This window comes from Pseudomonas marginalis (assembly GCF_024169655.1).
Taxonomy (GTDB): domain Bacteria; phylum Pseudomonadota; class Gammaproteobacteria; order Pseudomonadales; family Pseudomonadaceae; genus Aquipseudomonas; species Aquipseudomonas paraveronii.
On sequence record NZ_JALJWV010000001.1, the window covers coordinates 2,081,895 to 2,094,473 of the forward strand.

General features: G+C 59.9%; 10 protein-coding genes. 2 read left to right on the plus strand and 8 right to left on the minus strand.

Annotated features, from left to right (window positions below):
• Positions 1 to 51: 51 nt before the first annotated feature.
• The 8 genes from J2Y83_RS09505 to J2Y83_RS09540 form a co-directional block, all read right to left on the minus strand.
• Complete coding sequence (locus tag J2Y83_RS09505) at positions 52 to 2,184, minus strand: TonB-dependent receptor (RefSeq protein ID WP_253394703.1); 2,133 nt, start codon at positions 2,182 to 2,184, stop codon at positions 52 to 54.
• Positions 2,185 to 2,602: 418 nt separating this feature from the next.
• Positions 2,603 to 3,562 carry a D-isomer specific 2-hydroxyacid dehydrogenase family protein gene (locus tag J2Y83_RS09510; RefSeq protein WP_083333794.1) on the minus strand — a complete coding sequence of 320 codons (960 nt, stop codon included), beginning with the start codon at positions 3,560 to 3,562 and terminating at the stop codon, positions 2,603 to 2,605.
• The gene (locus J2Y83_RS09515; protein ID WP_253394704.1) at positions 3,559 to 4,746 is read right to left on the minus strand and encodes an acyl-CoA dehydrogenase family protein; all 1,188 of its coding nucleotides are present in this window, start codon (positions 4,744 to 4,746) and stop codon (positions 3,559 to 3,561) included. Before J2Y83_RS09515 ends, J2Y83_RS09510 begins: the two co-directional genes overlap by 4 nt.
• A gap of 36 nt (positions 4,747 to 4,782) precedes the next feature.
• On the minus strand, positions 4,783 to 5,799 hold the full coding sequence (locus tag J2Y83_RS09520) for an ABC transporter substrate-binding protein (protein ID WP_083333792.1): 1,017 nt from the start codon (positions 5,797 to 5,799) through the stop codon (positions 4,783 to 4,785).
• Positions 5,796 to 7,142, minus strand: coding sequence for an LLM class flavin-dependent oxidoreductase (locus J2Y83_RS09525; RefSeq protein WP_253394706.1), 1,347 nt, complete (start codon positions 7,140 to 7,142; stop codon positions 5,796 to 5,798). The genes J2Y83_RS09520 and J2Y83_RS09525 overlap by 4 nt, the downstream gene beginning before the upstream one ends.
• A gap of 12 nt (positions 7,143 to 7,154) precedes the next feature.
• Positions 7,155 to 8,123 (minus strand): ABC transporter substrate-binding protein, encoded by a 969-nt coding sequence (locus J2Y83_RS09530; protein ID WP_083333790.1) that lies wholly within the window; start codon positions 8,121 to 8,123, stop codon positions 7,155 to 7,157.
• Between the two features lie 127 nt (positions 8,124 to 8,250).
• Positions 8,251 to 9,849 carry a rhodanese-related sulfurtransferase gene (locus J2Y83_RS09535; RefSeq protein WP_083333789.1) on the minus strand — a complete coding sequence of 533 codons (1,599 nt, stop codon included), beginning with the start codon at positions 9,847 to 9,849 and terminating at the stop codon, positions 8,251 to 8,253.
• On the minus strand, positions 9,846 to 10,454 hold the full coding sequence (locus tag J2Y83_RS09540) for a cysteine dioxygenase (protein WP_253394708.1): 609 nt from the start codon (positions 10,452 to 10,454) through the stop codon (positions 9,846 to 9,848). The genes J2Y83_RS09535 and J2Y83_RS09540 overlap by 4 nt, the downstream gene beginning before the upstream one ends.
• Positions 10,455 to 10,684: 230 nt before the next feature.
• Between J2Y83_RS09540 and J2Y83_RS09545 the strand changes: the two genes are divergently transcribed.
• Together J2Y83_RS09545 and J2Y83_RS09550 are read left to right on the plus strand one after the other, a co-directional pair.
• A complete protein-coding gene (locus J2Y83_RS09545) occupies positions 10,685 to 11,590 on the plus strand; it encodes a LysR family transcriptional regulator (RefSeq protein ID WP_253394710.1) in 906 nt (301 codons plus the stop codon).
• A 127-nt stretch (positions 11,591 to 11,717) separates the two neighbouring features.
• Positions 11,718 to 12,512: a class II aldolase/adducin family protein gene (locus J2Y83_RS09550; protein ID WP_169886297.1), complete on the plus strand. Its 795-nt coding sequence runs from the start codon at positions 11,718 to 11,720 to the stop codon at positions 12,510 to 12,512.
• Positions 12,513 to 12,579 lie beyond the last annotated feature (67 nt).

Consider the following 12,579-nt stretch of genomic DNA (forward strand, 5'->3'; position numbering starts at 1 on the left):
TTGGCATTAAGCGATATCGAATCCGGCGTAGGGGGGGCGTCGTTAGGGGGGTCAGAGGTCGTAGCGCACGGACAACAACAGGGTTCGCGGGTCGTTGATGGAGTAGAAGCGGGCGCCGCTGGAGGGCACGTAGCCGACCGACTGCGGGTAAGCGCGATCGAGCAGGTTTTTCACGGCCAGCGTGGTGGTCCAGTGACCGTCGCCGGAGAGGTAACGGGTGTTGGCGTTCCAGAAGGTCTGCTGAGGGATTTCCTGGACGTCGTCGTTGAGCGCGTTGGCGTAGGACTTGGTCTGGAACTGCGCATCGGTGCCCGCCAGCCAGGTACCGGGCAGTCCGGCCGGGATGGTGTAGTTCAGGCCGACGCTGGCGTTCCAGCGCGGCGAGAACACCAACTGTTTGCCGTTGGCATCGACCCCAGCGCCGCTGGCATTCTCGAAGTCGTCGTACTGGCTTTCCAGGTAGCCGACATTGGCGGTCAGTTGCAGATCGCGGGTCAGCGCAGTCAGGGTTTCCAGTTCTACGCCATAGGTGTGTGCCTGGCCGACGTTGGTCCGCAGGCTGACACCCAGCGCCGGGTCGTAGGCATTGGTCTGCAGGTCTTTGTAGTCGTTGTAGAACAGTGCGACGTTGGCTCGCAGGCGCTGGTCGAAGAAGTCACCCTTGAAGCCGGTTTCCCAGGTCGTCACGTCCTCGGGCGAAAACGCCTGTTCGGCAGCGGCCTGGGTCGGCGCGCGATTGTCGTAGCCGCCGGCCTTGAAGCCTTTGGCGACGTAGGCGTACTGGTTGAGGTGCGGTCTCCAGGCGTATTCGAAGCCGAGTTTCGGGCTGGTGGATTGCCAGGATTTGCTTGAATCGGCGCTGAAATTGGTACCGGTGATCTGCCGGTCGGTGTTGACCACGTAGTTGGTGTAATCGAAGTTCTTGTGTTCGCGGGTGAACCGTAGGCCGGCGATCAGCGACAGTTGCTGCGTGACTTTGTAACTGCCCTGGCCATACAACGCATAACTTTCGGTATTGGTTGTGCTGTATTGCCCCTGGCCGATCACCCGGTTGCGCGCAATCGAGTAGGTCAGGCTGTCGCGCTCGGCGTCGAATTTTTCCCGGTACAGGTATAGGCCAGTGCTGAAACTGAAATCGTCGTAGTCGCCGTTGAGCTGGAACTCCTGGGTGGCATAGTCCTGCTTGTAGGTGATCAGGCTGTTCTGAATGAGGGCGGCCTGCCCGGAGTTGTCATAGTCCACAGGCTGGTTGAAGGCGGAATAGGCGGTCACCGATTTGAAACTCAGATGATCGTCGAGGGTGTAGATCGCCCGCAGCACCGAGCTGCCTTGGTCGAGTCGGTTCTTCGGATCGAGGCTGCTGTAACTTTTGAATTTGTCGAAGTGGCCGTCGGCATCAAACGGCGTGTAGCTGGTGGTGTCGCCACGGTCGAAGGTGCCGGCCAGGGTCAGTTGCACATCCCACGGCGAATCGATCGGGTTGAAGCGCAACTTGCCGCGGTAGGACTGGATGTCGACGTTGTTCACATCCTCACCGCGGGTCGGGTTGGAGACGGTGCCGTCACGGGTCAGGCGAATCGCCGAAAAACTGCCGAACAACGCGTTGTCCACCAGCGGGCCACTGATCAGCAATCGGCCGTTCTGCGCGTTGTAGTTGCCGGCGCCGAGCTCGAAGAAACCCCGGGTTTCCTGGTTCGGATCGCGGGTGATCACGCGGATCGCGCCGGCGCTGCTGTTGCGTCCATACAGCGTGCCTTGCGGGCCGCGCAACACTTCGACGCGCTCGACGTCGTTGAAGTCGAGCATCGAGGAAATCGCCCGCGGGATGTACAGGTCATCGGCGTACACCGCGACGGCGGATTCCTGGATCGGGTCGGTTTCGCCGATGCCACGAATCCCGTAGGTCTGGGCGCTGTAGGAGATCGACTGACGGCTGAGGGTCAGGTTAGGCACTTGCCCGGAGAGGTCGCGGATGCTTTTGATCTGCTTGTCTTCCAGGGCTTTTTCGTCGAACGCAGAAATCGCCAGCGGGGTTTTTTGCAGGTCTTCGCTGTGGTGTTCGGCGGTGACTGTGACAACGGGGAGGGCACCATCCATGGTGTTTTCTTCGGCGTGGGCCGACAACCCGAACGTCGCCAGCGACACGGCCAGCGTCAAACGGTTTGCAGTGAAGGTGTTATACATGGTGAACCCCAGGTGTGTAGATGCAGCGTTGGCGTTGTTGTGTTTTTTTTGGCAAAGCGTTGCCGGGGCCATGATTCGAAAGCCATGGCGGCGGGGGCTTGAGCCGTTTTCAGGTTTTTGGGTGTGGCAGTTGACCGTGGAGTGGTGTCGGCCGGAAAAACTGCAGTTCCGTGGGCCTCCACCTGGTCAGGGGTCGGTGATGGTTGTAACAATATTTGTATAATACGGCGCTGTAAAAGTCCGATTAGTTATAAGTTAATTATAAAAAACAGGCATTAAGTTTTTAAGTTAAATGCGTAAATCTGATGTTTTGTCTTTGGCTGACATGACGCAATCGCGGGCAAGCCACGCTCCTACAGGTTATGTACATGACCTGTGGGAGCGTGGCTTGCCCGCGATGACGGTGGTTCGGCTGGATTCAATACCCGCGTTGTACGTTCGCCTGATTCTCCAACGCCAAACCGTTGAGATAACGCTCAAGGTTGGCCAGGAAACTGTCAGCAATCTCATGGCCACTGTTGGTGGAAATCGCCGAGGTATGGGGTGACAAGCGCACCCGTGGATGGGTGTAGAGCGGATGTCCGTCCGGCAGTGGCTCGGGATCGGTGACGTCCAGCGAAGCCAGGCCGATTGTTCCGCTGTCCAGTGCTTCAAGCAACGCCCCGTGATCCAGCAGACCGCCGCGGGCGATGTTGATCAGGTGCAGGCCGGGTTTGGCGCTGGCGAGCACCGCGCTGTTGACGATATGCCGGGTCGCGCCGGTCAACGGCGCGGCCAGCACCAGATGGTCGGAACGGGCAAACAGGTCATGGATATCTCGCGCGGCTTCGACGCCTTCCACCTCGAACGGCGTCTGACTCTGACGCAACGCCAGCACATTGATGCCCAAGGCGTGGGCCTTGCTCGCCAAGCTGCGGCCAATCGCACCGAAGCCGAGAATCCCCAACGTGGTGCCCTTGAGCGGCGTCAGTGCGGTGAAATTCCATTGCGAGTCATGCACCCAAATGTCCGGCAGACGCTTCGCGGCGGCGAAGATCGCGGCCAGGGCAAACTCGGCGATGTTCTCGGCGGCGCTGCCGCGCGAAGTGCTCACCGGCGGGCCGTTGAACAGCCATTGGGGGTAGAAGTCGATGCCGGAGGACACTACCTGAACCCACTTCAAACCGTAGGGCCAACCCGGCGGCGGTGTGTCCGGCGCCAGATAGCCGCGAACATTGATTGGCCGCGCCAACAAAATACTGACTTCAGTCGGCAGATCGCTGGGTACGCCGCTCGGCACATCGATTAACCGGGCGTCAGGATGCGTGTGTGCAAGGCGCTGACGAATCACATCGTTGAAGTCTTCATCCAGTTGGCTGGCGATAATGAGCTGGCTCATGGACGTTCCTTTTGCTGGCGCTGGGCGAAGACCGCTTTGCCGACACCTTGCAGCACGGCATCGTTCTGCGGCGTGTGAACACGGCTGCACAGCACATCGCGGTAATGCCGTTGCAGCGGATTTGTGCGGGACAGGCCGGGGTTGCCAGACGCCTCGATGGCCAACTCGACGGCGCGGATGGCGTTGCCGGTCACCAGGTACTTCAGTTGCGCGGCGTTAATGGCCGGCGTGCGTCCTTCGGCGGCGCAATCCAGCAGGCTGCGGTTGGCGAACAACAGCGTGTCGATGTGCCCGACGGTTTCCTGGAAGCGCGGAAGGGTGGAGAGCGACGCGCCGAGGTTGGATGGCTTGCGTTGTTCCAGCCAATCCACCAACCAGTCGCGAGCGGCTTGGGCGACGCCGTCGTAAACCGACGAGAGCAACACCGACATCCACAGGAAGCCGTCGCCATCGAGTTCGGGTTGCGGTGCGCTCCAGAGGCTGACGCTGACGGCGTGATCCAGCGGCACCAGTACATTGTCGAACACCACTTCATGACTGCACGTCGCGCGCATGCCCAGATGGTCCCAATCCTCGATGATGCTGATGCCGGGCGTGTCCTTGTGCACCAGCCAGGCACCGACCAGCGGATCTTCATCGGTGCTGCGCGCCCAGACGCTGAACCATGTCAGGCCATGACTGCCGGTGGAGTAGATTTTTCGGCCACTGATGCGCCAACCGGCGGAGGTGCGCCGGGCAACGGTCGCTGGCAAACCACCGCGAGCCGGGGTGCCGAGGTCGGGCTCGACCCGCAGGGCGTTGATCAACGCGCCTTGCTGGACGGCGTCTTGCGCCACTTGCAGGCGCAATGCTTCGGGCCAGGTTTTACTGTCTTGCAGGCGCGCGTGCTGGATGTACTGCATCACCAGGATCAACGCCGTCGAGGGTTCACCCTTGGCGATTGCGCTGATCGCCTTGCGCGCCTGGGCCAGATTCGCGCCACCACCGCCGAGAGCTTTGGGCACGGTCAGTGCGACCAGACCGTGCTCCTGCAGCAGCTTGAAATTGTCCTGGGGGAAGGCGCCGCTTTCGTCATAAAGGTGCGCCGTGGCGCTGAGTTGTGCGCCGATGTTTTCCAGCAAGGCGTCGAAATTCGCCGCCTCGACAGATCGCAGTAAGGGCGGGTGTTGAGAAGAAAGACTCATGGTGGATTCACTCGATCAAAAAGGCTGGGAATCGGCTCATAGCGCTAGCAACCGGAAACTTTTGTCCCACAACGGACTGACATCCAGCCGTTCGCTCAACACACCCGCAGCGAAGAACAAATCCGCGACCTCCTGTTGCGAGGCTATCGCCTGGTCGTCCACTTCGATGACTTTCCACGGCTGGCTGCGGCTGTTGTACATGTCGAGAAACACCGCTTTGTCGACGCCCAGTAGCTGCGCGGATTTGGCGGCCCAGGGATCGGGGTTGTTATTGATCCATTCCAGCGTGCGCGCCGTGCGCTGCAAGTAGTCCTGAATCGCTTGTTTGCGCAGCGGGTCTTCGAGGGCCGCGGGGCGCGCCGCCATCAAGTAGTTGCCGGACAAATAACCCTCAGCTGTTTTCAACACCCGGGCGCCACTGCGGAATTTCGCTAACTGGATAAACACCCCATAAATCACCCAGGCATCGAGCTGACCGCTCTGGAAAGCACTGAAACCATCCTGCGGCGTGAGCGCTACCGCCGTGATGTCGTTCATCGTCAGGCCCTGTTCTTTCAGTGCCTTGATCAGAAAGTAATGCGAGGTGGTCGAGCGCACGTACCCGACCCGTTTGCCGCGCAACTGCCCGACCGATTCGAGTTTCGAGTCCTTGGGAATCAGGAACACCTGGTTGTTCACGTCGCCTTGTATCACTGCGATGAGTCGCGGTTGGCGATGGCTCTGGATAGAGAAGATCGGTGGGATCTCGCTCATGGAGCCGATGTCCAGGCTGCCCGAGGCCAGCGCTTCGACGATCAGGTTGCCGCCGGCAAATTCCGCGTAATCGACTTTGTAAGGGCGGTTAGCGGTGCCGGCGTCTTCGGTGAAATACGACTCCTGGCCGCGATAAGTGGCGACGCCCAGGGTCAGGTCCGAAAGCGAGGTGTTTTGCGCGAACGCACGTGACGCCAATCCCATCGAGGACAACCCCAACGCCCCGATGGCGAGTGAGCTGGCCGTCAGGAAGCCGCGACGATTAAACTGCCCCGGCAGGCGATTAAAGGATTCGCTCATGCCAGTGCCTCGCTCTTCTGGTGAACCTGGGCGGTTGTGTAACGGTTGGCGGGTGCTTCGAGCCCTAGGTTGTCGCGCAGGGTCGTGCCGCTGTATTCATCGCGAAACAGACCGCGCTGTTGCAGCACAGGCACGACAAGCTCGGTGAAATATTGCAGGCCGTCCGGCAGCACCGAATTGATGATGAAACCGTCAGACGCGCCTTCTTCGAACCAAATTTGAATGGCATCGGCAACCTGCTCAGGCGTCCCGACGAAATCCCGCCGTGGCCGGGAGAAACGCAGGGCCACTTCGCGCAAGGTCAGGCCTTCGTCTTTGGCCAGTTGTTTGATCCGGTCCGAGCCGCCTTTCTGGCTATTGGAGCCTAAGTCACCCAGCTCGGGGAATGGCGCATCCAATGGGTACTGGCTGAAATCATGGTCATTGAATGGCCTGCCGAGGGCGACAATCGCATCCTCAATACTCACCAGTTCCACCGCTTGCTGATAGCGGCTTTCAACTTCTGCTTCATCGCGGCCAACGATCGGACGGATGCCCGGCAGGATCGACAGCTCTTGTGCATCCCGGCCGAAGCCGCTGGCGCGCTTTTTCAGGTCTTGATAGTAGGCGCGTGCTTCGTCGAACCCCTCGGGGCTGACGAAAATCGCATCGGAATTCTCCGCGGCGAAATTACGTCCGTCCTCAGAGGTACCGGCCTGGAAAATCACTGGCTGACCTTGTCGGGAGCGGGCGATGTTGAGCGGGCCTTTCACCGAGAAAAATTCACCTTTGTGCTCCAGCGCATGCAGTTTGCCGGGGGTGAAAAACTCGCCGCTTTGCTTGTTGTAGGCGAAGGCGTCGTCTTCCCAGGAGTCCCACAACCCCTTGACCACATTCACATGCTCCTTGGCGATGCGGTAGCGCACCGCATGGGGCGGGTGCTCGGCCTTGCCAAAATTATCGGCGGTGCCGCTGAGCCAGGAGGTCACCACGTTCCAGCCGGCACGACCGCCGCTGATGTGGTCCAGGGACGCAAACTGGCGCGCCACCTGGAACGGTTCGGTGTAGCTGACGGTGACGGTTGCCACCAGGCCGATATGGCGAGTGGTCGCGGCCAGCGCCGAGAGGATGGTCAGCGGCTCGAAGCGATTGAGGTAGTGCGGGCTCGACTTCTCATGGATGTGCAGGCTGTCGGCGATAAACACGAAGTCGAACTTCGCCGCTTCAGCCAGTTGCGTTTGCTGCTGATAAAAACCGAAATTCACGCTGGCATTGGGCAGGGCTTGCGGGTGGCGCCATTCGCCCCAACCATGGCCGACGCCATGGACCATCGCCCCGAGTTTGAGTTGGCGTTGTTTGCTCATGGTTCTACTCCTTTAGCGCGAAGCTTGGGTAAGTGGGGGACGTTTGGTGTTGAAGCTTTTGTCGAAGCCTTGGGAGACGTCGATGTGTCGGGTCAGCAAGCCTTCTTCCTGATAGATGTCGGCGGTGGCCTGCAAGCCGCTGACGACCGCGTCGTCAATAACCACCGGCTGCATGTGGGTCGCCTTGGCCACGGCCACATGCACCGCCAGGGGCAGGCCGGTGATTTTGGCCTGGGCGGCGGCGTACTCATTGGGGTGCTCGTTGCTCCAGCGGTAGGCCCGGTCGACCCGGGCGACGAAGTCGTCCAGTTGCTGGCGCTTATCGACGATGGCCTGGTCGGTGGCTGCGAGATAAAGGTGATTGCTCAGCAGGTTGCTGCCGCTGACCAGGATCTTGGCTTGACTCTGAGAGGTGACGACGGTGGTGTAGGGATCCCACGTGGACCAGGCATCCGCGGTGCCGTTATCCAGCACCAGTCTTGACTCGCTGGGCAGCAGGAAAACGAACTGCACATCCTGGGTGCTCAGGCCGGCGTCGCGCAGGGCCTTGATGGCCAGGTAGTGTCCGATCGAGCCGCGCGTGGTGACGATGCGCTTGCCCTTGAGGCCTGAGACATCCTTGATCGGTGAATCCTTGGGCACAAGAATGGCAGTGGTATTGCGCCCCTCGGCATGAATGATACTGACCACTTTGAGCGGCGCACCGGCGCCGAGGGCGAACACATAAGGGGCATCGCCCAGGGCGCCGATGTCCACCGCTCCTGCGTTCAACGCTTCACCTAACGGCGCGGCGGCGGGGAACTCGGAGAACTGGATCTCGTAGGGCACATTTTTCAGTTCACCGGAGACCTCCAGCAGTACCTTGATCGTGGACTTTTGATTGGCCACCAACAGCGGTTGCAGGTCGGCGGCGTGAGTGACGGCGCCAAAGGTGAGGGCGGTGGCGATCAGCAGATATTTGAATGGCTGGGTGAAACTCATAACAGCATGCTCCAGGCGGGTCTTGATGCTTCTTGTCACCTCCGCCTGGAGAAAGGGGTCGGGCTGAATTCAACGTTGGGCGTATCAAACGGCGCTGCCCGGTATACGGTGCAGAAGCCTTAAGGGCTCAGATCACAAAAAAGCCATGGGTTGCGTCGCGGGCCAGTTGCGCCACCAATCCATATTCCCAGTCCAGATAGGCTTGCATTGCTTCGCGAGGATTGTCGGTGCCTTCATAGGGGCGGCGATAGCGATCAATGCGCGGTGAAGCCAGATGAGTTTCACCGTCTTGCAGTGGCAGTTGCGCAGCGATCCAGCTGGCCGTGCCGCCCTTGAGCAGGAACACCGGCTTGCCGGTCAGGGCCTCGACATCAGCGACAGCCAGCCGTGCCAATTGGCTGCTGCCACAGGTCAGCACGTAGCGTTGTGCGGCCGGTACGTTGGCCAGCGCTTCGCGCAATTGCCCGCGCAGTGCCCACCATGCACCGGGGATATGGCGTTTGACGTAGTTGGCGCTGCTGGTGAAATCCAGCACCACACTGTCGCGATGGGTCAGCCATTCGGCCAGGGTTTCGGGGCTGATTTCCTCGGCTTGCTGCGGCGTGGGGACCGGCGCCTGCCAGGCACCTTTTTCGCTGAAATGCGAAGGCTGCACGTCATCCAGCACATGCACCTCCCATCCCAATTGCGAAAGCCAGGACGCCGACATGTCGGCCCTCACGCCATCGTCATCGACCAGAACCAGACGCGCGCCGCGGACACTCGCGAAGTGATCGGTTTCCTGCACCAGTTGGCCGCCCGGTGTCGAGCGGGCCGAGGGCAGGTGGCCGGTCTCGAATTCTTCCGGGGTGCGGACGTCGAACAGGTAAGTGCTGCGGGTTGCTTCTTGTTGCCAGCCTTGCAAGTCGGTCAGAGTTGCACGGCCGACGAGGGCTTTGTCGGCAACGCGACGGGCATCCTGAGCGGCGATGTGTCGGTATTCTTCGCTGGTCGGCGCAAAACGGCGCGACTGGCCGTGTTGCAGTTTTTGACCGGCCAGGGTCCAGCCGATGGTGCCGTTGCGCAAGGCGGAAACCGGGTTGGGGATGCCTGAGTTGATCAACGACTGCGTGCCGATGATGCTGCGGGTGCGCCCGGCGCAGTTGACGATGATCCGCGTCGCCGGGTCCGGTGCCAGTTCTCGGGCGCGCAATACCAACTCCGCGCCCGGAACGCTGATGCCGGTGGGAATGCTCATGGTCTGGTATTCATCGAAACGCCGGGCGTCGAGCACCACCACATCGGCTTCGCTGTCGAGCAGCGCCTGCACTTCTTCCGCCGCCAGGGATGGCGTGTGACGCTGGCTCTCCACCAGTTCGCCAAAGGCCTTGCTCGGCACGTTGACGTCGATAAACAGCTCGCCACCGGCACGGCGCCAACCGTCCAGGCCACCCTCCAGCAAGCCGACATTGATGTAGCCGAGTTCTTGCAAGCGCTGAGCGGCGATCTGCGCCAGGCCTTCGCCGTTGTCGTAGACGGTCACCGGGGTATCCAGCCGCGGGATCCGCGAGTACACCTCCAGCTCAAGCCTGGACAGTGGAATGTTGGCGGCGAACAACGGGTGCGCCTCAGCGAAAGGCGCCTCTTCACGCACATCGACGAGGGCCAGTTCTTCTTTGCTCAACAGTGCCTTTCGAATCTCGGCGAAGGAGCGGATCAGCTCTTTTTTTACAGGGCTTGTACTCATAAGGCTTGGCTCTCTTTGGACAGATCCCAGATGTTGGGGAGAAAGGCGTTGGAATAACCGGAGATAAACAGTTTTTCGCTGCCATCGGGCTGATACACCGCGCGGCGCACGGCGCCGATGTTGGCGCCATAGACATGGATGCTGATGGACACCTGATCATCAAAGGCATTGCTGACTTGATGAATGTCGCCAATCTTGGGTGACACCGCTTCGACCTGACCGGGTTGCAGATGAATCCGGTTGCCCTCGGCCACCAGCGTGCCGTCGGTGTGGCGGGCGAAACCTTGGGAATATTCGGCACCGCGCAACATGCCGATCAGGCCCCAGACCCGATGATCGTGGATTGGCGTGCGTTGCCCTGGCCCCCAGACAAAACTTACGACGCTGAAGCGCTGCCGTGAATCGGCATGCAACAGGTATTGTTGATAATGCTGCGGGTCAGGGCGGGCAAAGTCTTCCGGCAGCCAGTCGTCGTGGCTGACCAATTGGCCGAGCAGCTTGCCACCGCGATGCAACAGGTCGCCCTCGCGCGGGTGGCTGTCGATTAGTTCAGCCAGGGCGCCTATGAATACTCTGAGTCTCTCCGGGTGTCGGGCCTGGGTCATGGCGATTCCATCGTTCGTTTCGAAGGTTGTTGTGATTATCTAAGCATAATGATTGTTGTTAATATGCTATTTTTTAATGATTAGGTTATAGCTGAAAGGAATTAAGAACTCGATTGAATAGCGTTAGACGTTATCGATAGGAGCCAAGGAGCGCTCTGGGCTATCCAGATTCCAGCAATAGAACTATGCTTTTCAGACATCTTATTGACTGTTCTCTATGTGCGGGCCAAATGAAAATTGATGATATCGATGCCTTTGTCGAGGTGATTCGTTGCCAGTCCATCAGCCATGCGGCCGAGTCGTTGCAGCTGACCCAGCCGGCCATTACCCGGCGTGTGCAGAACTTCGAGCAAGCATTGGGCGTGGAGCTTTTCGACCGCAATACCAAGCCGCTCAAGCCCACATTGATCGGCACGCGGGTTTATGAACAGTGCCGTTTGATCCTGCGGGAAATGGACGCGTTGCGCGAACTCGTGGCCACTGATGCGCCGCCCACCGGGCTGCTGCGCCTGGGCGTTCCGCAAACCATCGGCGATGTGGTGCTGCTCGATGCCCTCAAGCATCTGCGCGTCGAATACCCCGAATTGCGCGCGCAGGTGGCAACAGGGTGGGGCAGTCAACTGGTCGGCAAGATCGAACGCGGTGAACTGGATGCTGCGGCGGCGCTGTTCCCGGCGGGTAAGATTTTTCCGGACAACATCGTCGGTGAGTCCATCGGCAAGATGGAATTGGTGGTGGTCTGCGCCAAGGCGCAAGTGCCCAAGCGTGCGTGCAAACTCGCCGACGTTTACCAGAGTGGCTGGATTCTCAATCCTGACGGCTGTGGTTTCCGCGCCGGGTTGCAACGCACTCTGTCAGATCAAGGACTGGCTCTGCGGGTCAATCTGGAAACCTTCGGTACCGAGTTGCAGTTGGGCCTGGTCGCCGACGGAATGGGGCTCGGCCTGGTACCGCGTCCGTTGCTGGAGCGCAGTGCGCATTTCGATCAGTTGGCGGTGATGCCGCTCAAGGATTTCAAACCGCTAATGGATCTGTGGCTGATCTATCCGCACTTTCTCGGCAACCTGCAAGGGCCGGTCGATGCCTTTGGCAAACTGGTCGCTGGATCGTTGCAGAAGATCAAGCGCGCGGCGTGATGAGCGGAGAGGGCGGTTTATAATAAAAAAAAATAATAATTAGCTTAGATTAAAATGTGCTTTTTATTATTTTTTGGCATCCCCTAGGCTGGCGTGAAATCCTTAAGGCCATCCAGGAAGTTTTGCCATGAGCAGCGTCAGCCCGTTATCCAGCGTCTCGAAAAATGTTCGCCAGCGCGTCACTCCCGAAGAATGGGAAGTGCGGGTCAAACTGGCCGCAGCCTATCGGCTCGCGGCGTTGTTCAAGTGGACTGACCACATCTACACGCACTTTTCCGCGCGGGTGCCGGGACCTGAGGAACATTTCCTGATCAATGCCTTCGGGTTATTGTTCGATGAAATTACTGCGTCCAACCTGGTCAAGGTCGACATCGACGGCACTATCGTCGACGACCCGACCGGCCTGGGCATCAACTACGCCGGGTATGTGATCCACAGTGCCATTCACGGCGCGCGTCCCGACCTGCAAGCGGTCCTGCATACCCACACCCGCGACGGCATCGCGGTATCGGCGCAGCGCGATGGGCTGTTGCCGATCTCGCAGCATTCCATCGGTTTTTCCGGGCGGGTGGCCTATCACGGTTACGAAGGCATCGCCCTGGACCTGGACGAGCGTGAACGGCTGGTGGCGGACCTGGGGGACAAAAGTGTGCTGATCCTGCGCAACCACGGGCTGCTGACTGCCGGTGTCAGCGTTGAACACGCCTTCCAGCAACTGCACGGCCTGGAACGTGCCTGCAACATTCAGATCGCGGCGCAGGCCGGTGGCAATGCCGACTTGATCTTCCCGCCGGCCGAAGTGGTGGCCAAGGTCGAGAAGCAGGCCGAGGTGTTCAAAAGTGGTGACGGGCCGGGTGTTGCGCGGCACTGGGATGCGCTGATCCGGCAGTTGGAGCGTAGTGATACAGCTTACAAAGAGTGAGTTCAACACCACATTCCCTGTGGGAGCGGCTTGCTCGCGAAGGCGTCGTCACATCCAGCATCACCGG

Excerpts from the sequence above, each read along its gene's own strand:
- J2Y83_RS09515 (WP_253394704.1), bottom strand. The coding sequence starts at position 4,746 with ATGAGTCTTTCTTCTCAACACCCGCCCTTACTGCGATCTGTCGAGGCG.
- J2Y83_RS09550 (WP_169886297.1), top strand. The coding sequence starts at position 11,718 with ATGAGCAGCGTCAGCCCGTTATCCAGCGTCTCGAAAAATGTTCGCCAG.
- J2Y83_RS09535 (WP_083333789.1), bottom strand. The coding sequence starts at position 9,849 with ATGAGTACAAGCCCTGTAAAAAAAGAGCTGATCCGCTCCTTCGCCGAG.
- J2Y83_RS09525 (WP_253394706.1), bottom strand. The coding sequence starts at position 7,142 with ATGAGCAAACAACGCCAACTCAAACTCGGGGCGATGGTCCATGGCGTC.
- J2Y83_RS09530 (WP_083333790.1), bottom strand. The coding sequence starts at position 8,123 with ATGAGTTTCACCCAGCCATTCAAATATCTGCTGATCGCCACCGCCCTC.
- J2Y83_RS09520 (WP_083333792.1), bottom strand. The coding sequence starts at position 5,799 with ATGAGCGAATCCTTTAATCGCCTGCCGGGGCAGTTTAATCGTCGCGGC.
- J2Y83_RS09510 (WP_083333794.1), bottom strand. The coding sequence starts at position 3,562 with ATGAGCCAGCTCATTATCGCCAGCCAACTGGATGAAGACTTCAACGAT.
- J2Y83_RS09505 (WP_253394703.1), bottom strand. The coding sequence starts at position 2,184 with ATGTATAACACCTTCACTGCAAACCGTTTGACGCTGGCCGTGTCGCTG.
- J2Y83_RS09540 (WP_253394708.1), bottom strand. The coding sequence starts at position 10,454 with ATGACCCAGGCCCGACACCCGGAGAGACTCAGAGTATTCATAGGCGCC.
- J2Y83_RS09545 (WP_253394710.1), top strand. The coding sequence starts at position 10,685 with ATGAAAATTGATGATATCGATGCCTTTGTCGAGGTGATTCGTTGCCAG.